Source organism: Acinetobacter sp. YH01006 (assembly GCF_013420445.1).
Classification (GTDB): domain Bacteria; phylum Pseudomonadota; class Gammaproteobacteria; order Pseudomonadales; family Moraxellaceae; genus Acinetobacter; species Acinetobacter pseudolwoffii.
Map to the genome: position 1 here is coordinate 65,682 of NZ_VOYB01000007.1, position 24,775 is coordinate 90,456.

Annotated in this window: 24 protein-coding genes; 14 read left to right on the forward strand and 10 right to left on the reverse strand. The window is 45.0% G+C overall.

Translation table 11 applies throughout. The features are described 5' to 3' along the window. Positions 1–15: 15 nt before the first annotated feature. The 3 genes from FTT73_RS08055 to dsbD are packed head-to-tail and all read left to right on the forward strand — an operon-like array spanning position 16 to position 3,197. Positions 16–558: a hypothetical protein gene (locus FTT73_RS08055; RefSeq protein ID WP_005094976.1), complete on the forward strand. Its 543-nt coding sequence runs from the start codon at positions 16–18 to the stop codon at positions 556–558. Between the two features lie 21 nt (positions 559–579). Continuing rightward, the gene (locus FTT73_RS08060) at positions 580–1,335 is read left to right on the forward strand and encodes a transporter (RefSeq protein ID WP_180191256.1); all 756 of its coding nucleotides are present in this window, start codon (positions 580–582) and stop codon (positions 1,333–1,335) included. Positions 1,336–1,388: 53 nt separating this feature from the next. Continuing rightward, a complete protein-coding gene (gene dsbD, locus FTT73_RS08065; RefSeq protein WP_373686438.1) occupies positions 1,389–3,197 on the forward strand; it encodes a protein-disulfide reductase DsbD in 1,809 nt (602 codons plus the stop codon). A gap of 22 nt (positions 3,198–3,219) precedes the next feature. Here dsbD and FTT73_RS08070 read toward each other — a convergent pair whose 3' ends face one another. Then, a complete protein-coding gene (locus FTT73_RS08070; RefSeq protein ID WP_180191257.1) occupies positions 3,220–4,416 on the reverse strand; it encodes a GGDEF domain-containing protein in 1,197 nt (398 codons plus the stop codon). A 262-nt stretch (positions 4,417–4,678) separates the two neighbouring features. On the opposite strand from FTT73_RS08070, the gene FTT73_RS08075 reads away from it, so the two are divergent. Beyond that, the gene (locus tag FTT73_RS08075; protein WP_005094985.1) at positions 4,679–5,248 is read left to right on the forward strand and encodes an FMN-dependent NADH-azoreductase; all 570 of its coding nucleotides are present in this window, start codon (positions 4,679–4,681) and stop codon (positions 5,246–5,248) included. A gap of 62 nt (positions 5,249–5,310) precedes the next feature. On the opposite strand, the gene FTT73_RS08080 is transcribed toward FTT73_RS08075, so the two are convergent. Next, on the reverse strand, positions 5,311–6,222 hold the full coding sequence (locus FTT73_RS08080; RefSeq protein ID WP_180077944.1) for an alpha/beta hydrolase: 912 nt from the start codon (positions 6,220–6,222) through the stop codon (positions 5,311–5,313). Between the two features lie 156 nt (positions 6,223–6,378). Between FTT73_RS08080 and FTT73_RS08085 the strand changes: the two genes are divergently transcribed. After that, a complete protein-coding gene (locus FTT73_RS08085; protein WP_005173279.1) occupies positions 6,379–6,816 on the forward strand; it encodes a DUF2147 domain-containing protein in 438 nt (145 codons plus the stop codon). 70 nt (positions 6,817–6,886) lie between these two features. On the opposite strand, the gene FTT73_RS08090 is transcribed toward FTT73_RS08085, so the two are convergent. After that, positions 6,887–7,237 carry a Spx/MgsR family RNA polymerase-binding regulatory protein gene (locus FTT73_RS08090; protein ID WP_034609159.1) on the reverse strand — a complete coding sequence of 117 codons (351 nt, stop codon included), beginning with the start codon at positions 7,235–7,237 and terminating at the stop codon, positions 6,887–6,889. 463 nt (positions 7,238–7,700) lie between these two features. Continuing rightward, complete coding sequence (locus FTT73_RS08095) at positions 7,701–8,519, reverse strand: exodeoxyribonuclease III (RefSeq protein WP_005094995.1); 819 nt, start codon at positions 8,517–8,519, stop codon at positions 7,701–7,703. 40 nt (positions 8,520–8,559) lie between these two features. Here FTT73_RS08095 and pyrE point away from each other — a divergent pair, with 40 nt between their 5' ends. Beyond that, a complete protein-coding gene (pyrE, locus tag FTT73_RS08100; protein WP_180191258.1) occupies positions 8,560–9,210 on the forward strand; it encodes an orotate phosphoribosyltransferase in 651 nt (216 codons plus the stop codon). A gap of 598 nt (positions 9,211–9,808) precedes the next feature. On the opposite strand, the gene FTT73_RS08105 is transcribed toward pyrE, so the two are convergent. Then, positions 9,809–10,018, reverse strand: coding sequence for a cold-shock protein (locus FTT73_RS08105; protein ID WP_005094999.1), 210 nt, complete (start codon positions 10,016–10,018; stop codon positions 9,809–9,811). A 547-nt stretch (positions 10,019–10,565) separates the two neighbouring features. Between FTT73_RS08105 and FTT73_RS08110 the strand changes: the two genes are divergently transcribed. Then, positions 10,566–10,892 carry a hypothetical protein gene (locus FTT73_RS08110; RefSeq protein ID WP_005095001.1) on the forward strand — a complete coding sequence of 109 codons (327 nt, stop codon included), beginning with the start codon at positions 10,566–10,568 and terminating at the stop codon, positions 10,890–10,892. Positions 10,893–11,041: 149 nt separating this feature from the next. Here the strand turns inward: FTT73_RS08110 and FTT73_RS08115 are convergent, their stop codons facing one another. The 4 genes from FTT73_RS08115 to FTT73_RS08130 all read right to left on the reverse strand — a co-directional run bounded on the left by FTT73_RS08115 (position 11,042) and on the right by FTT73_RS08130 (position 14,516). Further along, positions 11,042–11,992, reverse strand: a complete 951-nt coding sequence (locus FTT73_RS08115; protein ID WP_180191259.1) for a copper resistance protein B — start codon at positions 11,990–11,992, stop codon at positions 11,042–11,044. Further along, a complete protein-coding gene (locus tag FTT73_RS08120; RefSeq protein ID WP_180191260.1) occupies positions 11,979–13,736 on the reverse strand; it encodes a copper resistance system multicopper oxidase in 1,758 nt (585 codons plus the stop codon). The genes FTT73_RS08115 and FTT73_RS08120 overlap by 14 nt, the downstream gene beginning before the upstream one ends. Before the next feature lie 39 nt (positions 13,737–13,775). Continuing rightward, positions 13,776–14,156: a hypothetical protein gene (locus tag FTT73_RS08125; protein ID WP_257225491.1), complete on the reverse strand. Its 381-nt coding sequence runs from the start codon at positions 14,154–14,156 to the stop codon at positions 13,776–13,778. Positions 14,157–14,315: 159 nt separating this feature from the next. Beyond that, positions 14,316–14,516 carry a DUF3565 domain-containing protein gene (locus FTT73_RS08130; protein ID WP_004281307.1) on the reverse strand — a complete coding sequence of 67 codons (201 nt, stop codon included), beginning with the start codon at positions 14,514–14,516 and terminating at the stop codon, positions 14,316–14,318. Positions 14,517–14,660: 144 nt separating this feature from the next. Here FTT73_RS08130 and gshB point away from each other — a divergent pair, with 144 nt between their 5' ends. Continuing rightward, on the forward strand, positions 14,661–15,611 hold the full coding sequence (gshB, locus tag FTT73_RS08135) for a glutathione synthase (protein WP_180077950.1): 951 nt from the start codon (positions 14,661–14,663) through the stop codon (positions 15,609–15,611). 386 nt (positions 15,612–15,997) lie between these two features. On the opposite strand, the gene FTT73_RS08140 is transcribed toward gshB, so the two are convergent. Next, entirely contained in the window at positions 15,998–17,197 is a 1,200-nt protein-coding gene (locus FTT73_RS08140) for a CynX/NimT family MFS transporter (RefSeq protein ID WP_180191261.1), read from the reverse strand. 419 nt (positions 17,198–17,616) lie between these two features. Here FTT73_RS08140 and murG point away from each other — a divergent pair, with 419 nt between their 5' ends. The 6 genes from murG to ftsZ all read left to right on the forward strand — a co-directional run bounded on the left by murG (position 17,617) and on the right by ftsZ (position 24,701). After that, positions 17,617–18,714 carry an undecaprenyldiphospho-muramoylpentapeptide beta-N-acetylglucosaminyltransferase gene (gene murG, locus FTT73_RS08145; RefSeq protein ID WP_180191262.1) on the forward strand — a complete coding sequence of 366 codons (1,098 nt, stop codon included), beginning with the start codon at positions 17,617–17,619 and terminating at the stop codon, positions 18,712–18,714. 12 nt (positions 18,715–18,726) lie between these two features. Further along, positions 18,727–20,175, forward strand: a complete 1,449-nt coding sequence (gene murC / locus FTT73_RS08150) for a UDP-N-acetylmuramate--L-alanine ligase (RefSeq protein WP_180077956.1) — start codon at positions 18,727–18,729, stop codon at positions 20,173–20,175. Between the two features lie 57 nt (positions 20,176–20,232). Beyond that, a complete protein-coding gene (locus FTT73_RS08155) occupies positions 20,233–21,162 on the forward strand; it encodes a D-alanine--D-alanine ligase (protein WP_180077957.1) in 930 nt (309 codons plus the stop codon). Between the two features lie 2 nt (positions 21,163–21,164). Beyond that, positions 21,165–22,019 (forward strand): cell division protein FtsQ/DivIB, encoded by an 855-nt coding sequence (locus tag FTT73_RS08160; protein ID WP_180077960.1) that lies wholly within the window; start codon positions 21,165–21,167, stop codon positions 22,017–22,019. A gap of 69 nt (positions 22,020–22,088) precedes the next feature. Next, on the forward strand, positions 22,089–23,351 hold the full coding sequence (ftsA, locus tag FTT73_RS08165; RefSeq protein WP_005173256.1) for a cell division protein FtsA: 1,263 nt from the start codon (positions 22,089–22,091) through the stop codon (positions 23,349–23,351). 159 nt (positions 23,352–23,510) lie between these two features. Continuing rightward, a complete protein-coding gene (gene ftsZ, locus FTT73_RS08170) occupies positions 23,511–24,701 on the forward strand; it encodes a cell division protein FtsZ (RefSeq protein ID WP_005095029.1) in 1,191 nt (396 codons plus the stop codon). Positions 24,702–24,775: the final 74 nt, after the last annotated feature.

Here is a 24,775-nt window from a genome sequence, read left to right on the forward strand (position 1 = left end):
AAAGTGAGCTCCATCATGTTAACTGCGCAACAACAGCTTTTTGTGCAAGCACTCGAAGAATTAAATCTGGATCAGGTAAAGCAGCTTTTGGCAGATGGACTCAATCCAAATTTTATTGATCATGACAAAGGCCCGGTAATTTCGGTCTGGTCAGATGGTTTATTTAAATGGTGGGAAGAGGTATGCGAGTTATATGAAGCCGGCACCCCACTTTCAGCTGAAGAAAAACAGGCAAGATTGGCTGTACATTTACAAATTCTGGAAGAATTGATCCAGGCCAAAGTGAATTTGCATCTCTGGGATGCAGAAGAAATTTATGGCCCATTATGGGATGCTGCAAGTGCCGCATGTGCACCTGCCGTGCAGCGTTTACTCGATGAAAAAGTTGATCCAAATAGCAAAGATGAAGATGGCATGACCATTTTATCTTCGATCAGTGACCTGTTCTTCGATTGTGATTTTGATGAAATTAACTGGTCAGAAGCCTTGGATGAAGAAAAACAGACGCTAGAACTCCTGCGTAGTCATGGCGCAAAAATGAGCAAAGAACTGGGTTAAATTTTAATAAAGAGCACCAAGATGACAATATTAAAAACTTTGGGTTTAATTGCACTGACTGGTTGCAGTGCATCACTTTTCGCAGCAGATTTTGAATTTGATCGACCAGGTGAAGGTCTGAGTACAGGCATTACCCCGGTCGGAAATGTTGCCTGGGAGCAAGGTTTGCCCACAGCCCGCTACAGCAAGTCGGGCGAGAAAACGGTAACGACACTGAATGCAGATATGTTGTTACGTACCGGACTTAGTGATGGTCTGGAGTTGCGTCTGGGCTGGGAAGGACCTGTCTGGTCACAAGTCAAATCCAACGGTCAGACGAATGAAAATGATGGTCTGGGCGATGTCAGTATTGGTCTGAAAAAAGCCATTGATCTGGATGATGACAAACTGAGTCTGGCCTTGCTGGCCGAAGCAGTTATTGCGACAGGCAATGCCGGTTTCAGTAATGAAGAAGATATTTACAGCCTGGGTTCTGTCGTATCGTACCAATATAATGACTTGGTCAGTACCGCATTGACTATGCGTTATGAATGGCAGGACAGCAATTGGGCCATAGCTGCGATTCCATCGATCGGCTACCAGATCACCGATCGCTGGTCAGGCTATTCGGAACTGATTTACCGTAAAGCTGAAAGCATCGACAATGAATACGCGCTTGGCACTGGCCTAATGTATGCATTTAATGACCGTGTTCAGCTGGATGCCAGTGTGGGGGTTGATCTGGACGGTGCAGAGCGAAGCTACTTTTCAGGTTTAGGCGTATCCTTCTTATTCTAGGACACTCCAGTTTCGTGATGATCAGAAACCCGCAATTCCAGAGCTGGGGCAAAATGCTTGCCCCGGTCATCCTGGGAAGCCTCGTGTTTAGCAGTCCGGTTCAGGCCGAAACAGCGCTCTTGTCTGCCGAGCAGGCTTTTCCTGTTCATGTGATTTCTACCAGTCAGCAACAGGCTGAGCTGAGCTGGCAGATTCCGGATAACTATTATCTGTATCAGCATAAAATTGAAGTGCGGCAGGGCAATCAGCCTGTATCGCTTGAATTACCGCCTGCTAAAGATCTGTATGATGACAACTATGGGCATACCCAGGTGTATTATCAGCAGTTAAAGTTTCAGATTCCGACGCAGGCCAACCAGTCCTATCAGGTGAGCTGGCAGGGCTGTGCCAAAGACCGAATCTGTTATCCGCCGCAAAGTATTCAGTTCAAGACAGATCTGTCAGGTCTGGTGCAATTTGAAGCTGCCGGCCCAGGAAGCAAGCGCTTACTTGATCTAAACGGGTCATCACTGCAACACAATACCCTGTTTAATACAGCGGATTCCTCAGAATCTACAGCAGATGCATTTTCTGCATCCCCTAGCGGGCAACCCGCAGTCGGTGCGGCACAAGACCAAAAATGGTCAGCTCAATTGCTTGAACGCTCTTTGGGTTATGGACTGTTACTGTTCTTTGGCTTAGGAATCTTGCTGGCTTTTACCCCATGTTCCTTGCCGATGCTGCCGATCCTGACCTCGCTGATTGTACGGGACAGCAAAGGTGTCAAAGCCTGGATGATCGCCCTGACTTTTGTCAGCAGTATGGCCGCGGTCTATGCGGTGCTGGGTTTAATTGCGTCTTCGGCCGGCCTGAATTTCCAGCGTTGGTTGCAGCAACCCGGTACCCTGATCGCGTTTAGTGTGTTGTTTGTCCTGTTTGCCCTGAATCTGTTTGGACTGTTTGAGATTAAACTGCCACAACGTCTGGTTCAGCGTCTGGATCGGGCTCAGGCCATGCAGCAGGGCGGTAGTTTGGTCAGTGCTGGAGTCATGGGCATGATCTCGGCGCTGCTGGTCGGGCCATGCATGACCGCACCGTTGGCGGGTGCACTCTTGTTTATTTCCCAGACCCAAAGCCAGTGGCAGGGTGCCTTGCTGCTGTTTACCCTCGGTTTTGGCATGGGCACACCTTTACTGCTGGCCAGTATTTTGGGTGCACGGGTACTACCTAAAGCCGGGCACTGGATGAATCAGATCAAAGTGCTCTTTGCCTTTATCATGCTGGCGCTGGCACTGTATTTTATTCGCCCACTGATTTCAGAAGCGACTTTACAGTGGTTATCCTTAGGCTTGGGCATGGTCTTTGTGACCTATGTACTGTTCCGGATTTTCTGGCATCGTACCAGTCTGAGGTGGTTGTATATCCTGTGTCTGGTGATAGCGCTGCCTTATATCAGCTATAGTCAATATCAGCATAGTCAGCGGTTTTTTGTTGAGCAGTCCAGTACAGAAGCCCAGTGGCATGTGGCACGCAGCGCAGCAGAATTTCAGCAGATTTTGAATATAGCACCGCAAGGGCAAAAGATCGTGATTGATGTCTATGCCGACTGGTGTGTCGCTTGTCAGCCGATTGAACATCGTATTTTAAAATCTGCACAGGTACAGCAGGCTCTGGCACCTTATTTCCTGATCAAGCTGGATTTAAGCCAATACAATGCCTCGCATCAAATGCTGTTAAATCAATGGGAAATTCTGGGACCACCAACCTATTTATTTCTGAATGAGCAGCAGCAGGAAATTCGCGGTTTACGTTTGACCGGTGCTTTTAGCGAAGCAGAATTGCTGGCCCAGCTGCAACGTCTGGCTCAAAGCTCAACTTCATAATCATCGAAAAAGCTGAACCCGTTTAAGAAACCTGCATCTGTGCAGTCACCGGCTCAACATAGGCTTTGACCCGATTACGTCCACCGGCTTTGGCCTGATAAAGCGCCTGATCGGCCTGACTGAGTAGCTGTTGTGGGCGTAACTCGGCTTTGGAAATAGCAATTCCGAAACTGGCAGTCACCGGAATCGGCTCACCTTCATCACTCATCATCTGTAATTGCTGAATCGCGCTGCGGCAGCGTTCTGCTACTTGTTTGGCTTTTTCCAGACTGGTATTTTTCAGCACCAAAATGAACTCTTCACCGCCAAAGCGGCCCACTACATCACTTTCGCGTAACTGTTGGCTTAATACAGCACTGACTTCAACCAAGGTTTCATCGCCCTTATGATGACCATACAGATCATTAATTTTCTTAAAGTGATCCAGATCTAAGAGAACCAGGGCGTAATGGGGTACAGCCGTAGCATTGAGCTGATCCAGACATTGATTGATACTGCGCCGGTTAAACAGGTTAGTGAGCGGATCAATCTGACTGAGCTGCTTGATGAGTTCTTCACGATGACGCCATTGGCTGAGTAAAATTTCAAATAACACCATGCATACAGCTAAAATTGGGACAATGAAATACAGCATTGAAAACAGCCAGAAAGCATTATAAAAATGTTTGTCCTGAATGTTGAATAAAGGAGAATAAGGCAATTGCTGACTGAAGCTCAAATAAGCGCAACCGCCTAAAAAGAGCGAGGCTGGAATCAGCATGCTATAAACCAGCCTGCGATGAAACAGCACCAGTCCCACCATAATTAAACAGACATAGGATGTGGTGGCCACAGGACTGATCACCCCCACGACATAGGCATCACGGCACAGCGAAATCACAAAAGTACCAACTGCCAGATAGGGCAAATAACGTTCCACCAGAGGATTGCTCTGAAATTTATAACAGGGATAAATCAGTGCCAATAAAATCGCTAAAAAGCTGCTGTTCAGGATAACTTGGGTATGAACCCGTTCTAACTGAACATATTGCCAATACTCTGGATTGAATAAAACAAAGATATCCCAACCGAGCCAGGTCAGATGTACGCCGCAGCCCAAAGTTAGCATCAGGATGCACTTTTTGAGAATACTCCAGTTCATCACGACTTCATCTTCGACCAGATATTTCGTGATTCTGTGTTTGATTATTTTTTGTAATACAGGCGATATTCGCTTCATGTTGTCGGTCTGACTTAAATTATTATGGCAACTTTTTAAGATTTATTGACTATTTATAGCTTTATTTACATAAGATAACATAAGTTTTAACACTTGATAAACCACAATATTTAAGGCGTCTGCAAAATAGGAATTTCTAATATTAAAGCTGGTTTTGTTCTAAATTCAGAATGATGTGTTTTATCTGTGCTAATTATTTCATGCAACCTAAGCCTTAAAATGGCTGCATTAGTTAGATAGCCCCATAGATGAGAGCGAAGCCATGAAAGTTTTACAGATTGATTCCAGTATTTTAGGCGATGCCTCTATTTCGCGTCAGCTGACTCAGGCGTTGGTGAGTCAGTTACAACAAAAACATGCTCAGGCCATCGAGCTTGAATATCTCGATCTTGCTGCACAGCCGATTCCACATCTCACGGCTGAAATTTTAATGGGTCAGAATGCAGAACAGACTGCATTAGGCGAAGACATCCTGCAGCAGTATTTACAGGCAGATATCGTGGTGATTGGCGCGGCCATGTATAACTTCGGTTTGCCATCGACCTTAAAAGCCTGGATTGACCGGATCTGTGTGGCGGGACGTACGTTTAAATATACCGAACAGGGCCCTGTCGGTCTGGCTGGCAATAAAAAAGTATATATTGCCAGCAGCCGTGGCGGAGTTTATGGGGAGCAAAGTCCTGCCGATTTTCAGGAAGCTTTTTTGAAAACCGTGTTTAACTTTACCGGCGTAACCGATATTGAAGTGATTCGTGCTGAAGGCGTGAACATGGGCGAAACGATCAAGGCACAAGCCTTAGAGACGGCACTGCAGCAGGTTCAAGCCATCTAAATATCCAAAAACAACTCAAAAGGTCAGCCTATGCTGGCCTTTTTTATATGGATGAACAGTAATTAATCTCGATCCAGACGGTGCGCGAAGGCTGCCAGATCGCTCAGCGCCTGTTGGGCTTCCTCAAACCAGGCACTGAACATCTGAAAGTTATGCCACATGCCGGTATACAGTTTAAATTCCACATCGACACCCGCCTGTTCGGCTTTTTCCTTAAAACGACTGGCATCATCCAGTAGAATTTCCTTGGAACCGACCTGAATATGAGTTGGGGGCAAGCCGCTTAAATCGGCGAAAAAGGGCGAAACTTCCGGATCACCCCGATCGATGGCACGCGGGACATAATATTCAATGCCAGTTTCAACTGTTTCTAGAGACAGCAGGGCATCATGTTTCTTGTTATAGCGCAACGATTCACTGGTCAGGGTCAAATCCAGCAAAGGAGACAACAGAATCAAACCACTCACTTGTGGGAGGTTTTCTTTTTGTAATTTGAGCGCCAAGGCCAGCGCCAGATTGGCCCCACAAGAATCACCGGACAGGATGATATCTTTGGCCTGAACGCCTTGATCGAGCAATAAGTTATACACATCAAACAAGGCTTCCAAGGCCTCTGGATAGGCAGATTCCGGTGACAGCGGATAATCTACATGCAGTACCTGCATCTGGGTTCGAGCCGCAATTTGAGTCATAAAGGCACGATGGGTATTTAAAGAGCCTAAATAAAATGCCCCGCCATGAATATGAAAAATCAGCTGGGTCGACTCTTGCTGCGGCTTAATTTCCTCTGCGCGCAGACCCGCCAGACGTAGCGAACGAATCTGTACGGTTTTGTCTTGTGGAAAGAGTTTGCACATCTGCTCCAGTGCAATGCGCATTGAACTCGGTGGAAGATTGAATCTGCTTGGGGCACGAATGACTGTCTTTAAGATGCTTTCTGTAATTAATTGTTTTGTTAACGGGCTTATCTTCATTTTCCTTCCATCTTTTTGTGCTTTTATTGATCATGTAGATTATTTACCAACCATATTTACAAGGTTACACTAAATAGTCACAGCTAAAAATTGAAAAATTGTTGTGACTTTTTAATACTACAGAGGTCTATTTTCAGACTAAGGAAATGAAGAAAAATGAAAAAAATAGCGCTTATGTTAGGACTACTAGGCTTATCTGTACTGGCAAATGCCGCAGATCCTTTAAATGGCACGGTTTGGAAAACCATTGATGATAAAACCAAGCAGCCTAAGGCCATGGTTAAATTTACTGAACAAAAGAACGGTACGTTGTCAGCAAGTATTCAATCTGTGTTAACACCAGGTGAAGAAAATGCCTGTACCAAGTGTGAAGGTCCGTACAAGAACAAGTCACTCAAAGGCTTGACCATTGTGAAAGGTCTTAAGAATTCAGGTGGTACCAGCTATGACAGTGGTTCAATTCTGGATCCGCAATCTGGTAAAACTTACAAACTGAAAGGCCAACTGGCAGATGGTGGCAAGAAACTTGAGCTTCGTGGCTTTATTGGTGTGGCAGCATTAGGCCGTAACCAGACTTGGGTTCGTGCAAACTAATCCAGTTCGATAGAAAGATAAAAGCCTGACTGCTGTCAGGCTTTTTTGTATGAATTATTTAGGATAATAATTAATTACTTAGGGTGCGATAAGCCGCGTCATCAAAACCGGCAATAAAACCTGTGGGCGTGGCCAAGATCGGACGTTTAATTAAACTGGTATGAGTGCTTAATGCGGCAATTAAAGCATCTTCACTGGACAGCGCCGTTTGCTGCTGTTCTTCAGTCAGTTTGCGCCATGTGGTTCCTTTTTTATTTAATACCACATCCTGACCCAGCGCATTCAGCCAGACTTTAATGGTATCAGCATCGATGCCCTGTTTCTTATAGTCATGAAATTCATAGCTCAACCCCAGCTCAGTCAGTAGGTCAAAAGCTTTTTTCATCGAATTGCAGTTTTTAATCCCGTAAATTTTTAACATATTCGCCATCTAACACATCTTAAATCATGGCCTAGCTTAACCAAATTCGCAGCAGTCGACCATGCAAAATAGAATGATTAGAAAACAATTTAAAATAGGGAGGCAGAATCGTCATCAAAATGACATCAATGCGCTTTAAAATGATCAGCAAGAAAAACAACAATAAAAAAAATAATAATTTTAGGCAGTGGAAATAGAAAACCCGCATTTAATCATCCTGATCATGCGGGTCTCAATTCAACGTCCATTGTCACATCCATGAAAAACAAGCTAAATGTTCTAGTTTGTTTTATTTTCTTCCTACGGCGTCCTGTCCTTATATTGTCATCCTGACATGTCCCTGTGCCGTGAGGCTATAATGCTCTGTTATGACATCGAGATAAACCCAAAAAATACGTCATGTCATGTAAGCAATAAGCCTTAATTGAGTGAACAGGTGTGCACTCAATTGATAGGTATTTTTTTATAGTTTGTAGTCGATGATCACTGGGGCATGATCGCTAAACCATTGTTCCTTATACACCCAGGCATTGACGGTACGCTCTTTCCAGTCTGGTGAGCAGGCCTGATAATCAATGCGCCAACCGACGTTCTTGGCTCGGGCTTGTCCGCGGTTTGACCACCAGGAATACAGTTCTGCTTCTTTGCGTACTTCGCGAAACGTATCGACATAACCGAGTTCATCATAGATATGATCTAGCCAGGCGCGCTCATGTGGTAAACAGCCGGAAGCTTTCTGGTTGCCGGACCAGTTTTTAATATCAATCCGTTTATGCACGATGTTGTAATCACCGCAGACAATCACCGATTTGTTTTCATCGCGCCATTGTTTCAGGATTTTGGCATATTCTTCCAGAAAGTGATCTTTACGCGCTTGTGCTTCATCGCCTGATGAGCCGGAAGGTAGATACAATGAACAGATATGGGCCGTTTGCTCCAAACCTAAATCAAATTCGGCTGCAATAAAACGGCCTTGCGAATCTGCCAGTTCAAAGCCCAGACCATCGGTTAAAGAGACGAAGGGCAGGCGGCTATAAATTGCGGTACCGGCATAACCTGGACGTTCGGCAGGGAATAGATGGGTATACCAGCCTTCCGGTTTAAATTTATCGGTCCACTGCACATGGGTGATCCGGCTTTCCTGCATACAGATCACATCGGCATCCGACTGTTCCATCCATTCCAATAGGCCTTTGCTCACCGATGAGCGTAAACCGTTGACATTAATTGAAACGACACGAAGAATTTTTTGATCACCTGGATAGCTACTCTTTGGTATCATGCGCAAGTCTTACCTTAATTAATGGATTTAGGAGCACCTCATGCCAACGCCAGCTCAGTTTAACCCGCAAGCTTTTATCGAACTCGCATTATCACGCGGTGTGCTTAAATTTGGTGAGTTTACTTTAAAATCGGGACGTGTGAGTCCCTATTTTTTTAATGCGGGTCTGCTGAATGATGGTGAAGCCTTGACATTGCTGGCTTCTGGCTATGCAGCAAAATTAACGGCATGTGACCATGTGGAAGTGGTTTTTGGTCCTGCATATAAAGGTATTCCTTTTGTGGCAGCGACCGCTGTGGCGCTATCACAAAATCATGGGGTGAGTGTGCCTTGGGGTTTTAACCGCAAAGAAGCCAAAGATCATGGCGAGGGTGGCGTGCTAGTCGGTGCTTCTGTAGCAGGTAAAAAAGTCTGGATCATTGATGACGTGATCACGGCAGGAACAGCGATTCGTGAAGTCGTGACAATCTTGAAAAATGCCGGTGCACAAATCACAGGTGTTTTGGTTGCACTTGACCGTCAGGAAAGAGGTCAGGGCGATTTATCAGCCATTCAGGAAGTGCAGCAAGAGCTCGAGATTCCTGTACATGCCTTAATTACCATGAAAGATTTGATGGACTATCTGGAAACCAAGGGCGATCAAGAAGCTTTAGCTAAAATGGAAGATTATCGAGTTAAATACGGGATCTAAGCGGTGATCCTTATCGTAAAGGAAGCTACAGCTTCCTTTTTTGTTTTAAAGTTCAATTGATGTAGAAATTAAGCATGCAAATACAGGGTGAATACTTAAAAAACTAAGTCAAAGTGCTGTAATTCAAAGATTTTTAATATTAAAGACTTTCAGTCTTGATGTAGATGAATACAGTTTAAAATACTGGAAATTGACAATAATATTCAGTGATTCTGTACGCATTTGCTTACATGAGTTCAAGCCGTTTGCGTCTATACGCAGCTTTGCTGCATTACCTATAATGAATTCATCAGGAACAGGATGTTCCATAAAAGAATAACAAGAGATAAATACAAGGAAAGTAAGGTAAGACAGGAGTCATACCCAGCGAACCAACACGAAAAACCCCCGGCAGGATGCTGGGGGGTTTTCATTTTTAGCGATTCATGCAGGCCCAGATGTAACAGGCTTAGACGCGGGGAGAATAAATAAGATGATTTACTGGTTTAAATGACTGGAATAGGTCTAGAGAGTATCACCAACCGATCACTTTTGAAGATTGTTAATCTTTAGAGCCAAAAAAAGCACCTTAAGGTGCTTTTTTTATTGCTGGGCTAAATTATAGCGCAACGATATTGATCGCGTTCGGGCCTTTTTGACCTTCAACTACGCTGAAAGAAACGCGTTGGCCTTCAAACAATGTTTTGAAGCCAGAACTGCTAATTTCTTTAAAATGAGCAAAAACGTCAGGACCTGATTCTTGTTGAATAAAACCAAAACCTTTAGTTTCGTTAAACCATTTCACTGTACCGGTAACTGTAGTAGACATAATATAACCTATCAAATTTTTAATAATTTTAGCCATTGAAATGACTATGGATAACTTTGAAAAACAACAAGAATTGAAATAAAGATCTGAAAAAACTGAGGATTATAAAATAACACTGCGGTACTTAAAGAAGTTTAACTAAACAACACTTTTTTCTAGTTGAGTACAGCATAACCTAAATCAGCAAATATTCAAGTTTTTTATATTTATTATTTATTTTTCTTATAAATATACGTGGATCTTTCTTTTTAAATATGTGCTGGTCAATTTTTTTAGTATGACTGACTGTATAAAAGATTTACTCAAGCAAAACAACAAACATACATTTTACTTACGTTACTTTATGTTAATCAAACTGAACCAGTACGCGGCAATATTTTTCTAAGTGAATGTATTTTATAACATTGGGTAAATTTGTAGCTGGCTTGTTTAAGATAGTTCTGGTCATTGTTCAGCTATTCAAAGGCCCCTATATTAAAAACACATGGAAAAATTAACTATAAGAATTTCTTAATTTTAATTTAAAACCAGAATAAGAGTGAGTCTCATGGATTACTGGAATTGTGTTTTATTAATCTCCATTATTGCAGTTGTAGGCCTAACGATTATTATCCTGCTAGTCGGCTGTAAAATCTGGAAAAACCTGATCGTCACTTTACTGATTTCGACCATAATGAGTTTTTTGATTATCTATGCCATCAACTTTATCTTTGGAAAGAGTCTGCATTTCCTTTGGGGTCACCGGGAAGTCGGGAATCTTGACTTTATGCTTGAAATTGGGCTGATGAGTCTGGTGATTGGTGGGGTAATCACCTTTATGATTATGTTAGGCACCTTGATTGCCAAAAGTAATGATAAACAGAGTGAGGAATAGAAACAGAGAGCAGGCAGTAGCAATGCTTTCTCTGGACAATACACAGCCTCCTTCTCTTGAGTCAATTTAATAACAGCCGACGAAGTATGAATGGGTTTTTCATACTTCGTCGTGGTCTTACCTTTTATCTTAAAAATGATAATCCGTCCTTAAAACATCATTTTAAGTCCTAAAGCATAGATCCAGACCCGGTCAGAGCCGGATGCCTGCTGCCAGACAGCCTGTTTGTTTCCTTTGCTATATTCATAGCCAACCTGCAGATAAGGCATGACTTTTTTACTGATCTCATAACGGGTTTCCAATCCTAATGTCGCATGACTCAGACCAGATTTTTTCGCACTCGCAGCTTGATCATTGAAAATGATATCCAGTTCAATAAAGGGCTGCATAATCAGTTTCTGAGTCAGCAACAGGTCACGTTCTGTTTCCAGTTTGAATCCGACAAAATCATCTTCACCGACATAGAGATAGGCATTGGTTTCAAAAAAATAAGGGGCCAGGCCATGCAGTCCAAGCACTGCATCGAAACGTTCATTTTGTAGGGAAGCTGTATGCTGGCTTATATTTTCCTGACGGTAGCGCAAACCGGTTTGTACATCCCAGAAATCGGAAATATTACGGCTATACAGGATTTCGGCCGCATAGTCAGCCTGACTCGATTCAGATTTATCTGCCTGCAGCTTGAGAAAAACCTTGTTTTCATCAGTACCAATTCTGGCTTCATTCTCTGATTTAAAAGCGCCATTTCCAGCTGAATTGATTTGCCATTTCTGGTCCAGAATGACTTGGCTATAAATCTGTGCACCATGTTCTTTCCGATGGTCATGCTCCGCAGTAGCGCCAACAGGTTTTTCGTGCCCTACAGATTCTTGATCAGATAAAGATCGAGCTTGTTGGGTATGTGAGCGTAGATCCGGCACTGCAATAGGAGCGCTGTGATGTACTGCGGTTTTGCTAGGATGATGATCCTGATGATCCTGATGATCCTGATGATCCTGATGATCCTGATGATCCTGATGATCCGCTGCCAATATACCGAAACTCGCCATGAGCAGTGCACTGCTTAATACCGATTTTAAAAAGAGCTTAGTGATGTGCATGGCTTTCTCCTTGATCCACTGCTGGCTTTGACGGCATTTGTTGCGGCGAAGCATGAGAAGCTTGATCGTCATTCACATGTGCCACAATCAGCTTATTCATCATGCCGGCACTCATGTGATAGAGCAGATGGCAGTGAATCGCCCATTCTCCCAGTTCATCTGCCGTTAATAAGGTTGTGAGCGTTTTTCCAGGTGGCACAATCACGGTGTGTTTATTTGGCATCTGTGCAGCAGATTGACCATTTTCCAGCTGCATAAACATGCCATGTAAATGCATCGGATGCGCCATCATGCTGTCATTGATAAATTTCAAACGGATCCGTTCGCCATATTGCACCTGCAATGGTTCGGCATCACTGAATTTTTTACCATTGATGGTCCAGATATAACGTTCCATGGTTCCACCCAGACGAATCACCAGTTCACGTTCTGCGGCTCGGGTATCGGTTTGTGGCGTCAGGGCTTTGAGGTCTTGATATTGCAATGCTTTATGCCCTGCAGGCGTAGACATATTAGCCCAACCCTCAACCGGTGGATGAGACGGATTTGTCTCGGGTATAGCACTGTGACCTGCGTGCTGGGCATGCTCATCATGTTTAGGCGTATCTGTTGCAGATTGCGTGGTCTGACTGCTGTGTGCGGTATGAGACATGTCATGCTGTTCGCTATGTCCCATATCTTCCATGGTCAATAAGGCACGTGGACGTGGCGTCGGTAATTGAATCGGATGCGTAGCTGGATCAGCCTCATTGTGCAAGCTGCCAATGGCAAAGCCTGAACGGTCGATCGATTCGGCTTCAATCTGGTAATGAGGTGCAGTTGGTTCTACAATCACATCATACGTTTCAGCAGTTCCGATACGGAATTCATCTACAGCGACCGGCTGTACAGCTTGTCCATCGGCGCTGACCACGGTCATTTTAAGCTGGGGAATACGTACATCGAAAAACGACATGGCCGAGGCATTAATGAATCGCAGACGAACCTTTTCATTCGGTTTAAATTGGCCGCTCCAGTTCTGTTGCGGGGTTTTGCCATTGATCAAAAAGGTATAACCGCTGACATCAGACAGGTCGGTTTTCAACATGCGCATCTGGTTCCACATTTTGCGATCTGACCAGGTGGCCTTGAGGCCGTCATGTTTTACTTGCTGGAGTACATCGCCTACGGTTTCACGCTGATTCTGATAATATTCGGCCGATTTTTTTAAATTATTCTGAATCTGTTGGCTGCCCTGTTCATGAAAATCCGACAGCATCACCACATAATCCCGCTCGGTTTTTTCATGCTCAGGCATCGGTGTTTGTGCTTTAGGATAAATCACCAAGGCACCATATAAGCCGTCCTGTTCCTGGCCTTTGGAATGCGCATGATACCAATAGGTACCGTTTTGACGAACCTTGAAACGATAAGTAAAAGACTGCTTCGGTTTGATACCCTGAAAACCATTAAATCCAGGGACACCATCCATTAGGCCGGGCAGGAGCAGGCCATGCCAGTGCAGCGAGGTATCTTGATTCTTCAGGTTATTTTGCACATGAATCACCGCATCATCACCTTCTTCGAATTCCAGCAAGGGGGCAGGGAATTTTCCGTTTACGGTAATCCGTTTGACCGTCTTTCCGGTGAGATTGAGCGGACTTTCATCAATAACCAGATGATATTCTTTAACAGCTGCAAAAACTGCAGACGATGACATCAGGCAAATGCCCAGACATAGGCATTGGGGAATTTTAATTAACATTACTTAATCCTTAATTAATAAAAAATTGAATATTCAGGATTAAGTTTTGGGTGGGCGCAGGATTTCCTGCCAATAACCGGCAAGGTGTTTGGCATGATAAGTTGGGAGGAGGGTTCTTTCTAGAGAATGATGGTCGAATACTGTCAGTTCAGGGGCCGAAATTTGCAAGCCGCTCATCTGGCTTTGACAGGCCATCGTACTGCAATCCAGACAGTCTTGTGAGTGCTGTGGCATATCCGGAAAACAGTCAGCCTGTGTCAGGTCTTGATCTGAGTTATACGCAGATTCATGCATAGCATGAGAGGTGGAGGCTTTTACCATGTCCAGACAATGGCTGCTCATCTGTTCAGACGACATGACCAAATGCATGGTTGTTGCAGAAGCAACAGACACACTGCTCCAGCCTATGGCAAAAACCATAAGCATCACCAACCAGATTTGTTTGACGAGCCGTGTGAGCAAAGTCCACCCTGAAAAAAACGCTGCATGTTTGAGCAATAAAAGCATAAACGCAGTGACTGCAATTAGCAAATCCTGTGCGAGATTATTTTTAGTCAGCTACATCACACTTTTATAGGTTCAGGTTTCAGTTTCGCACTTTTCACATTTTTTACAGTCCAGCAGCATGCCAAGCTTTTCTTTGCGACCTTGCTCGGTCATCACCCAGGGCCGATTTTGCCACGGCGGGGTATGCCGTACATGCTGGCCATGTCCGCAGGCCAGCTCTGCAACCCAATGCTGTTCTTCATCCAAATGAAAACCGATAATTGCCTGTTGCATGGCAAACCTCCTTTTGAGCTCAATCTGCCTCAGTACTTATCTAAAAATCTATACAGAACAAGTCATGCAAAATCACCATAAACAAAAGAATCCACACAAGCTATACTCCTTGCTAAGTCATTTTTTGAAAAAGAGCAGAGACACATGCGCGTACTTGTTGTGATGGATCCCATCGAAAATGTAAACCTGAAGAAAGACTCGACCATGGCCATGCTTTGGGCAGCAGCACGCCGTGGGCATGAGCTTGGTTATGCATTACAACAAGATTTATATATTGAGCAGGGCAAAGCTTTTGGTTTGATAGCGCCGCTACAGGTGTTTGAAGACTATGATCACTATTATGAACTCGGTGAAAAAAAGAAAGAATCCATCGCTGCTTATGATGTGGTGTTGATGCGTAAAGATCCACCTTTTGATATGAATTTTGTCTACACCACTTATATTCTGGAGCAGGCAGAACGCGAAGGTGCATGGATTATTAACAAGCCACAAAGCCTGCGTGACTGTAATGAAAAACTGTTTGCGACCCAGTTCCCGCATCTGCAAGTTCCGACACTGGTGACTTCGCAGCAAAGCCTGATTCGTGAGTTTCTCAAAGAACAGGTCGATGTGATTGTGAAACCGCTGGATGGCATGGGGGGTACTGGAATTTTCCGCCTGTATCAGGATGGCATCAATATTGGTTCAACCATTGAAATGCTGACCAATAACGGTACCCAGCCGATTATGGCACAGCGTTATATTCCTGAAATTGTCGAAGGTGATAAACGTATCCTGATGATTAATGGCGAGCCAGTACCATATTGCTTGGCCCGTATTCCACAAAATGGTGAAGTGCGCGGCAATCTGGCGGCAGGCGGTCTGGGAGAAGCACGTCCACTGACTGAAAATGACCGCGCCATTGCGGCAAAAGTAGGCCCTTATCTTAGAGAAAAAGGTCTGGTTTTTGTAGGACTGGATGTGATTGGTAATTATGTCACTGAAATTAATGTAACCAGCCCAACCTGTATTCGTGAAATTGATGACCAGTTTGGAACCTCAATTGCCGATGATCTGTTTGCTGTATTAGAGGCAGGCCGTTCGCGGCAGGTTTAAACCAGACAGAAAAAGAGCCTCATCTGAGGTAATGCTGATCAGTTAAGGAGTTTAGAAGTAGACTCTTTAACTTTTTAGTCGTTCACGACGGAGTCTTAACTTTATAAATCAAATGCTTGAAAATAATTTGTTACTTTGGTTTCGCCCAAATGAGAAGCGAAGCTTCGCAAGGAAGGCATCTTGCGGAGCAACACTCCTCACCGCAAAACTCGGCAGCCACCATCGACTAGTAAATTTGTCGCAGAAACAATCATTTTTAAATCTAGTCCTGCCTCAAACAGTTGCGGATGACTTTTCTACTTGTCAAATATGATCATGAATTTAAAAAAGAAAATGCTAGTCAATTTCTTAACTGACTGGCATTACTCATCTGAGGCTTTTTTTTATTAAGCATATCGCTTAAATAAAAGCAGCGTCATCAATATCCCTAAGATAGAAAGACAGGCTGTGACTGTCGCGATATGGGCCCATTGTTGTGTCGTGGATACCAGTGCCGCACTCAGAGGAGGTACAAAGAATTGCGCACAGGCTGAAACCTGTAAAACCAGACCGACACTGGCGGCTGCGGCATTGGCACGCGGTGTATAGCGCAGGGTAATCGCAAAGATCGTGGTCGGAATCATTCCGCCAATGAGTGAAAACAGTACGGCACTCACAAACTGTAATTCAAATGACAGCCAAGAGCTTGCCGCAAAAGTCAGCAAGCTGCTGCACAGCATGGCGATAAATCCTGTGCTTAACAGGGTTTTGGGTTTCCAGCCACCTTGCAGCAACATACCTGCGCCAAAGGTACCGCCTAAATTAGCAAGCACCACCATCGAGACCAGAGCCCCTGCGACTTTTAAATCAATCCCATGTTCGATATACAGGGTAGGCAAGAATCCAGTCACGGTTATCCACTGACTGGTATAACAGGCAAAAATAATGGCCAAACACAAAATCGGTGGGTGAGTCAGGGTCACTTTAATAATTTGCCAGAAGGAGGTATTTTCTGTGCTGGCTTGCGGGCGATTCGGCTGTACCGGTGTGACCGCTTCAATATATAAATACCGTTTAATCATCACTGCAATGAGCAGACAGAGACTCCCTAAAATGGCCCAAATACTTTGCCAACTCAGGTATTCAAGCAGCATGGGAATGGTAAAAACAGCAAGACTGACACCAACCCCCATATAGGAACTCCAGAGTCCCATTTTAAAATTGAGTGTTTCAGCTCGGCTGATACGTTTGAGAATGGCAGGGGCACATAAGGAGATAGTTAAAAATCCGATCCCTTCAGTAAAACGGAAGAAATACAACGCCGCGACATGCTGAATCCAGAGGCCTGCCATACTGCTGAGGCCTAAAATGATCAACGCCAAGATCAGACAGCGTTTTAAACCGACTTTTTCTGACAATGCACCAATACACAAGGCAAACAGCATCCCCGCGCCTTGAACCAGAGACAGGGAAAAACCGGCTTGCGTAAAGCTGAGACCTAAATCCTGTTGTAAAATGGGAATAACCGCAGAAAGTTTCCCGACATGAATAGCCGCCAAATAGCCGGCCAAAATAATCCATAGGTCACGAATTGATATTTTTGACATTTATAATGATTTAATCCATTCAATCAATGCGCTAATACAGCTAAAAAAGTATATAGCGATATGGATAACATAAAATTTTATTAAGATTTATATGATTTAGGCATAAGTTAATAGAGCAATTAAACTGGTGAATGAATAGAAATTGCTGAGAAAATCCCGAAAAACAAATAGATCTAACAAATACAGTGAGGGAAAGATTAAATGAAAGAGGGTTAAAATTGTGTTTATATGTCACTTAAGTCTAAGGAAAAATGCCTGCCTGATAACAAAACTAGTTTAAACTTTAAAATCGTATGAAAAAAACAATTAATGCCTTGTTGAAATAAAGTAAATAAACTTTCAAGGCCCTACAATTGTGATTACAATTGACCACTTAAATCAGATTTCCTGTTCCATTTTTTAAATTGAAGAATTAGACCGTGACCGACGCTCAGCAAAAACAGCCTAAACATGTCATGATGATGGCCGCAGGTACGGGTGGACATGTGTTTCCAGCGTTAGCCGTTGCAAAAAATTTACAACAACAAGGGATTGAAGTGTCTTGGCTGGCTACGCCTGCAGGCATGGAAAATCGTTTATTAAAAAATCAGAATATTCCTATTTATCAAATTGATATTCAGGGTGTGCGTGGTAATGGTTTTGTACGTAAGGCCTTGGCCCCTTTTAAAATCATGAAAGCGACTTTTAGTGCCATGAAATACATGAAGCAGCTAAAAGTCGATGCCGTAGCCGGCTTTGGTGGTTATGTGGCAGGGCCGGGTGGTCTGGCTGCGCGTATCCTAGGCATTCCGGTGCTGGTTCATGAGCAGAATGCGGTGGCCGGTTTTACCAATAGCCAATTGTCGCGTGTTGCCAAGACGGTGTGTCAGGCGTTTCCGGACACCTTTCCCGCACAGGATAAAATCGTGACCACGGGCAATCCGGTGCGCCAAGAAATTAGTGACATTTTAAATCCGTCCTGGCGTTATCAGGAGCGTGAAAAAGCAGGATTACCCTTACGCATTTTAATCGTGGGCGGATCTTTGGGGGCGCAGGCCTTAAATGAACGGGTGCCTGAAGCCTTAAAACAGTTCAATGTGCCTTTAAATGTCTATCATCAGTGTGGTCAAAACCATGCTGAGGCGACGCGTGCATGTTATGCCAATGCTCCGGCAAATCTGCACGTCGAAGTCCAGCCTTTTATTGAAGATATGGCCAAAGCCTATAGTGATGCCGATGTGGTGATCTGTCGTGCTGGCGCATTGACGGTGACCGAAATTGCGACGGCAGGTGTGGCTGCGATTTTTGTACCGCTTCCAAGTGCGGTGGATGATCACCAGACTGCCAATGCCGGTTTTCTGGCCAAGATTAATGCGGCAAAAATCTGCCCACAGGCCAGCATGACCCCGGAAAGTTTAAAAACCTTATTAGAGCCGATGCTGAATCGCCAGCTATTAATGGAAATGGCGGTAAAAGCACGTCGACAGGCTCAACCCGATGCGACTCAACATGTGGTCCGTTTAATTCAAGAATTGTAATCCGAGTAAACTATGTCTCCAACAACCCCAGCTGAACAAGCGAAAAAGTTAATTAAAGTGCCGGAAATGCGCCGTATCAAACACATTCATTTTGTGGGGATCGGCGGCGCAGGCATGTGTGGTATTGCAGAAGTACTGAAAAACCAAGGCTATAAAGTTTCCGGTTCAGATATCAAGGCATCCAATACCACCGCACAGCTGGAAGCGAATGGCATTAAAGTCTATATCGGACATGCGGCAAATAATATTAAGGGTGCCAATGTGATCGTGGTCTCTACCGCGATTGATAAAGAAAATCCGGAAATTAAAACCGCGATTGAAAACCGTATTCCTGTGGTTCGCCGTGCGGAAATGCTGGGTGAACTGATGCGTTACCGTCATGGTATTGCCGTTGCCGGCACGCATGGCAAAACCACAACCACCAGTCTGATCACCTGTATGCTGGCTGAAGAAAACATGGATCCAACCTATGTGATCGGTGGTTTGCTGAACCGTACCGGTATGAACGCAGCCTTGGGCGCCAGCCGTTATATCGTAGCCGAAGCCGATGAGTCAGATGCTTCTTTCCTGCACCTGGAACCGATGGCTGCCGTGGTGACCAATATTGATGCCGATCATATGGATACTTATGGCGGTAGCTTCGATGTCCTGAAAGATACCTTTATCCAGTTCCTGCAAAAACTGCCATTTTACGGCCTGGCCGTAGTCTGTGGTGATGATGCCAATATCCGTGAAATCATGCCGCGGATTGCACGTCCATTACTGACTTATGGCTTCAATGAAGACAATGACATCCGCGCAGTAGATGTTGATCAGGATGGCATGCAAACCCACTTTACCGTATTGCGTAAAGAGCGTGAGCCATTGCGTGTAACGGTCAACCAGCCAGGTTTGCATAATGTGCTGAATGCCCTGGCCGCGATTGGTATAGCAACCGATGAAGGCGTGTCTGATGCTTCAATCTGCCGTGCACTGGAAGGTTTTAGTGGTGTGGGTCGCCGCTTTGAGGTTCAGGGTGAGTTTGCGATTGAGGGCGGTGATGTGAAACTGGTGGATGATTATGGTCATCATCCAAAAGAAGTAGAAGCGACGATTAAAGCCGCGCGTCAGAGCCATCCGGACCGTCGCCTAGTGATGATGTTCCAGCCACACCGTTATAGCCGTACCCGTGACTGCTTTGATGATTTTGTGGAAGTGCTTTCTACTGTAGACCAGTTATTGTTGCTGGATGTTTATCCTGCCGGTGAAAAACCGATTGTCGGGGCAGACAGCCGTACTTTGGCCCGTAGCATTCGTCTACGTGGTGAAGTCGAGCCGATTCTGGTCGATGCGGCGGACGGCAACCTGAATCAGATCATGAGAAAAGTATTGCAAGCAAATGACTTGTTATTAACCCAGGGCGCAGGTAATGTTGGAGCAATCTCAGTCGAGCTTGCGCAAAATCACTTATATATAAAATAGTCATCTTGCGTGACTGAATTGAATTGACCAGATTGAAAAAAGTTTAAGGATATAAACGTGTCAAATGCTTCAAAATTCGGAAAAGTTGCCGTGTTGCTTGGTGGTAAATCTGCAGAGCGTGAGGTTTCTCTAGACAGTGGTACGGCGGTACTTGAGGCATTAGTGCGTTCAGGGGTCAATGCGGAAGCTTTTGACCCGCAGCAACGTAGTGTCACAGAACTGGTAAATTATGACCGTGCTTTCATTGTATTGCATGGTCGTGGTGGTGAAGACGGTCAGATTCAGGGTGTACTGGAATGGCTAAATGTGCCCTATACCGGTACAGGGGTACAAGGCTCTGCAATCGGCATGGACAAGGTCAAGACCAAGCAGGTCTGGCAGGGTTCGGAATTGCCGACAGCACCATATCGCATTGTCACCAAAGACTCTGATGCGACCGATATTGTCAATGCTTTAGGCTTGCCTTTGATCATCAAGCCGGTGCATGAAGGTTCAAGTATCGGCATGAGCAAGGTCGAAAAAATTGAAGACTTTGCAGAAGCAATTGCCAAGGCAACTGAACATGATGCCGTGGTGATGGCAGAAAAATGGATTACTGGCCGTGAATACACCATTGTGGTTTTAAATGGTCAGGCGCTGCCCGTGATTCGTCTTGAACCACCTCAAGATGTCGCCTTCTACGATTATGAAGCTAAATATAACCGTAATGATGTGCAATATGGCATTCCGTGTGGCTTAAGCGAAGCTGAAGAGCAGCAGTTAAAAGCCTTGAGTTTGCGCGCATTCCAGGCAGTCGGTGCCAGTGGTTGGGGCCGGATTGATGCCATGCAGGATGAACAGGGCAACTTCTGGTTGCTTGAAGTAAATACTGTACCGGGTATGACCAGTCATTCTCTGGTGCCAAAAGCGGCAGCTGCAGTTGGATACAGTTTTGATGAGCTGTGTGTTGCGATTCTGGAACAGACTCTGACCGGTTCGGCACACTAAATATGGCTCAACTTCCTGTTTCCATGCGCCGTAAACGTGCTGCGATTACTTCAATTCACGACAAGCCGCCAACACGTAAAGAAAAGCTGACCAATTTTGGTGGCTGGTTATTGTTGTGTATTGCGGTATTGGTGCTGGCCTTTGGAATATTGGGCTTATATAAAGTCATGACCAATAGTGACGTGGCAGAGCTGGGCGTGATAGGTACGCGCTCGGCTGCTGAACAGCGTCAGGTCATGCAATATGTGTCACCGATTGTGACCGAAAACTATTTTACTTCGGATCTGGAAGCGATCCGTGATCGTACCCTGGAATTGTCCTGGGTAGATCGGGTCGTGGTGTCCCGAGCTTGGCCAAATGGCATTCGGGTACGGGTCATGCCGCATCATGCGATTGCGCGTTGGGGGACAGGGCGTTTACTAAGTGACAGTGGTGTTATTTTCACGGAAGTCACACCCAAGAATTATCAGGCATTACCGTTACTACATGGGCCGGCGAGCCATGCAGAAACCATGATGCGTCGTTATAATGAAATTAATCAGTTATTTTTGCCACACGGCATTCGTCTAAAAGAACTCTATCTCACCGAGCGAATGACCTGGTTTATGCAGTTTGATTCGGGTTTAAGAATAATTGTGGATAAAGATCAGACCATGAGCAAATTACAGCGCTTGAGCTATCTATCTCAAAGCGACTTAAAGCCGGTCTGGTCTAAAATTTCGGCCATCGACCTGCGTTATCGCAATGGATTGTCGATACAGTGGAAAAATTCAATTCCGCCTAAAATTGTAAATGGGCATTTTATTGTAACCATTGATGACACGGGCGTTGAGAATAATGTAACAGTAAAGCCATAATGATCGGCTTTAAAAAATAGAGGCATTCAAGCCATAAATCTAACAAACATGTAATGGTAGTAGTGAATAATGAGTGAAGCTGTTCCCTCGGTTGTGGCGATTGACATTGGGACACACAAAGTTTCAGTTTTGATTGGCAAGGTACACGCGCCAGACAATATCCAAGTGATTGGTATGGCTACCGCTCGTAACCGAGGCATGAGTAAAGGGAAAATTGTCAGTCTCGATAAAGTTATTACCGCAATTAAAAATGCCGTCCAAGAAGCAGAAGATATGGCGGAGTGTCGGGTGCATTCTGCTTGGGTCTCTATTCCAAGTGCCGAATTAAAAAGTTTTTATGCTTCAGGTCGAACCTCGATCGACAATAGCGAACATGCGATTACCACCAGCGAAGTGGTTCGTGCACTGGAGTTGGCCAAAGCCAGTCATTTGACTTCAGACCATTATCTGGTCAGTGCTGTGCCTCTGGGCTTCGAGCTGGATGACTCATCAGAGTGGGTGCTGAATCCGATTCGGATGTCTGCACATAGCATGACTGGTCATTATCATCTGATGATGCTGCCGATTAGCACCATGCAAAATATTGACCGTGCCCTCAAGGGCGCCAATATTGGTGTGGAGAAAATGGTGGTCTCAAGTCTGGCAACTGCTGAGGCCAGTCTGCTCAAAGATGAAAAAGAATATGGCGTCTGTCTGGTCGATATCGGTGCCGGCACCACCAATGTGGCGGTGTATGTGGATGGTCGTCTGGCCTTAACCCATACCTTCCAGCGTGGTGGCGAGCATGTGACCCGTGATATTGCGGCGGTGTTGCAGACCACGACCGAAGAAGCTGAACGCCTGAAACTGCTGTATGGCTGCGTAGACCTGAAAGTGGTCAAGCCTGACCATATGATTCAGTTCCAGGGGATTGATGGGCCACAAACCATCAGCCGGATTGAGCTGACCGAAATTATCATGGCGCGTTATGACGAGATTCTTGGATTGGTGCGTGATGAACTGGTGAAAAATGGCGCGATCCAGGGCTTGTATCATGGTGTGGTCCTGACCGGTGATGCCAGTCATATTGAAGGTATGGTGAGTTTTGTACGCCGTACCTTGGGTGTGTCAGCTCATTTGGGTAATCCACCAACGCAGGTGTATGCCGATGAACAGCATCAGGCAGCGCTACGCCGTTCGCAATATAGTACGGTCGCGGGTTTGCTGATGTTTAGTCAGAGTGATACTCAAGACACGATTGTAGAACAGGATGATGTAGAGCGATTATCGTTAACTCAGCGCGTCAAGCGGGCTTGGTCTGGCTTTAATGACACCTTGAAATCAATCTTTTAAGTCGATTTTTATTGTGAATATTGTTGAGAAGATGTAGTTAATCGGGCTTGTACTTGACAAGTTAACGCATGAGCAGCATTCTTAAAAACAATTTTATTAAGATTAAGGCAGTGTACGGGCTTAGTGACTGCCAATTATGAATTAGGAATTTTATAGGTCATGGCCTCATTTGAATTTTTCGAAGACGATCATAGCGATAGCAATGGTCAAGCCCGTTTCACTGTGTTTGGTGTAGGCGGTGCGGGTGGTAATGCTGTACAACACATGTTGCAGTCTGATATCCAGGGCGTAAAGTTTGTTTGTGCCAATACGGACAAGCAGGCACTCGATCGCATGGAAGCCGAATTTAAAATTCAGCTGGGTGAGCAAAGTACCCGTGGTCTGGGTGCAGGTGCCAATCCGCAAGTGGGTCAGACTGCCGCAGAAGAAAGCCGTGAACTGATCCGCCAGCAGCTTGAAGGGACCGATATGGTCTTTGTCACTGCGGGTATGGGCGGTGGTACCGGAACGGGTGCTGCGCCAGTGGTTGCTGAAATTGCCAAAGAAATGGGTATCCTGACGGTTGGTGTAGTGACGACGCCATTCAACTTTGAGGGCAAGCGCCGTTTACAATCTGCGGAAAAAGGCATTGAAGCGCTTGAGCAGCATGTCGACTCATTGATTATCATTCCAAATCAGCGTTTATTGAAAGTCTTCCGTGATATTTCAATGAAAGATGCCTATAAAAAAGCGGATGATGTGCTACTGAATGCGGTACGCAGTATTTTTGATCTTGTGGTACGTCCGGGTCATATTAACCTTGACTTCGCCGATTTGAAAACAGCGATGAGTACTCGTGGTTATGCCATGATGGGTGTTGGTTTAGGCCGTGGTGAAAACCGTGCCCGTCAGGCTGCTGAACAGGCTATTCGTAGCCCATTACTCGATAACGTAACCATCATGAATGCCAAAGGTATTCTGATTAACGTAACGGGTGGCGATGATGTCACTTTCGGTGAAATTGAAGAAATCACCGATGTTGTTAACCAGATTGTCGATTTGGATGAAGGTCAGGTGTTCTACGGTACGGTATTTGATCCGGATGCACGTGATGAAATCAGTGTGACCGTGATTGCAACGGGTTTAACCCGTCATGCAGCGGATTCAGTTGAACCGACCAAACGTACCAATGTACAGGCAACGCGCCCAGCAGCAGCCTCACAGGCTGTGGTAGAAGATGATGATGTACCAGCGATTCAGCGCCAACAGCATGAAACCGCTACGCCAGCGAATGCTGCAGCATCAGTTTCAAGCCCGCGTCCAACGCCAATGAGTATTCAGGATTATCTTAAGAATCAACAGCGTAAATAACATGTAACATCATGTGTTTACCATGATTACACAGGAAAGGTGGCTTTTAAGCCACCTTTTTGTTTTTTCTCAAT

Excerpts from the sequence above, each read along its gene's own strand:
- FTT73_RS08075 (WP_005094985.1), top strand. The coding sequence starts at position 4,679 with ATGAAAGTTTTACAGATTGATTCCAGTATTTTAGGCGATGCCTCTATT.
- FTT73_RS08110 (WP_005095001.1), top strand. The coding sequence starts at position 10,566 with ATGGATTACTGGAATTGTGTTTTATTAATCTCCATTATTGCAGTTGTA.
- FTT73_RS08130 (WP_004281307.1), bottom strand. The coding sequence starts at position 14,516 with ATGCAACAGGCAATTATCGGTTTTCATTTGGATGAAGAACAGCATTGG.
- FTT73_RS08080 (WP_180077944.1), bottom strand. The coding sequence starts at position 6,222 with ATGAAGATAAGCCCGTTAACAAAACAATTAATTACAGAAAGCATCTTA.
- FTT73_RS08085 (WP_005173279.1), top strand. The coding sequence starts at position 6,379 with ATGAAAAAAATAGCGCTTATGTTAGGACTACTAGGCTTATCTGTACTG.
- FTT73_RS08095 (WP_005094995.1), bottom strand. The coding sequence starts at position 8,519 with ATGATACCAAAGAGTAGCTATCCAGGTGATCAAAAAATTCTTCGTGTC.
- FTT73_RS08090 (WP_034609159.1), bottom strand. The coding sequence starts at position 7,237 with ATGTTAAAAATTTACGGGATTAAAAACTGCAATTCGATGAAAAAAGCT.
- FTT73_RS08120 (WP_180191260.1), bottom strand. The coding sequence starts at position 13,736 with ATGTTAATTAAAATTCCCCAATGCCTATGTCTGGGCATTTGCCTGATG.
- gshB (WP_180077950.1), top strand. The coding sequence starts at position 14,661 with ATGCGCGTACTTGTTGTGATGGATCCCATCGAAAATGTAAACCTGAAG.
- FTT73_RS08055 (WP_005094976.1), top strand. The coding sequence starts at position 16 with ATGTTAACTGCGCAACAACAGCTTTTTGTGCAAGCACTCGAAGAATTA.
- FTT73_RS08105 (WP_005094999.1), bottom strand. The coding sequence starts at position 10,018 with ATGTCTACTACAGTTACCGGTACAGTGAAATGGTTTAACGAAACTAAA.
- FTT73_RS08125 (WP_257225491.1), bottom strand. The coding sequence starts at position 14,156 with ATGGTTTTTGCCATAGGCTGGAGCAGTGTGTCTGTTGCTTCTGCAACA.
- ftsZ (WP_005095029.1), top strand. The coding sequence starts at position 23,511 with ATGGCCTCATTTGAATTTTTCGAAGACGATCATAGCGATAGCAATGGT.
- FTT73_RS08060 (WP_180191256.1), top strand. The coding sequence starts at position 580 with ATGACAATATTAAAAACTTTGGGTTTAATTGCACTGACTGGTTGCAGT.
- pyrE (WP_180191258.1), top strand. The coding sequence starts at position 8,560 with ATGCCAACGCCAGCTCAGTTTAACCCGCAAGCTTTTATCGAACTCGCA.
- FTT73_RS08160 (WP_180077960.1), top strand. The coding sequence starts at position 21,165 with ATGGCTCAACTTCCTGTTTCCATGCGCCGTAAACGTGCTGCGATTACT.
- FTT73_RS08070 (WP_180191257.1), bottom strand. The coding sequence starts at position 4,416 with ATGAAGCGAATATCGCCTGTATTACAAAAAATAATCAAACACAGAATC.
- murC (WP_180077956.1), top strand. The coding sequence starts at position 18,727 with ATGTCTCCAACAACCCCAGCTGAACAAGCGAAAAAGTTAATTAAAGTG.
- FTT73_RS08115 (WP_180191259.1), bottom strand. The coding sequence starts at position 11,992 with ATGCACATCACTAAGCTCTTTTTAAAATCGGTATTAAGCAGTGCACTG.
- FTT73_RS08140 (WP_180191261.1), bottom strand. The coding sequence starts at position 17,197 with ATGTCAAAAATATCAATTCGTGACCTATGGATTATTTTGGCCGGCTAT.
- ftsA (WP_005173256.1), top strand. The coding sequence starts at position 22,089 with ATGAGTGAAGCTGTTCCCTCGGTTGTGGCGATTGACATTGGGACACAC.
- dsbD (WP_373686438.1), top strand. The coding sequence starts at position 1,389 with ATGCTTGCCCCGGTCATCCTGGGAAGCCTCGTGTTTAGCAGTCCGGTT.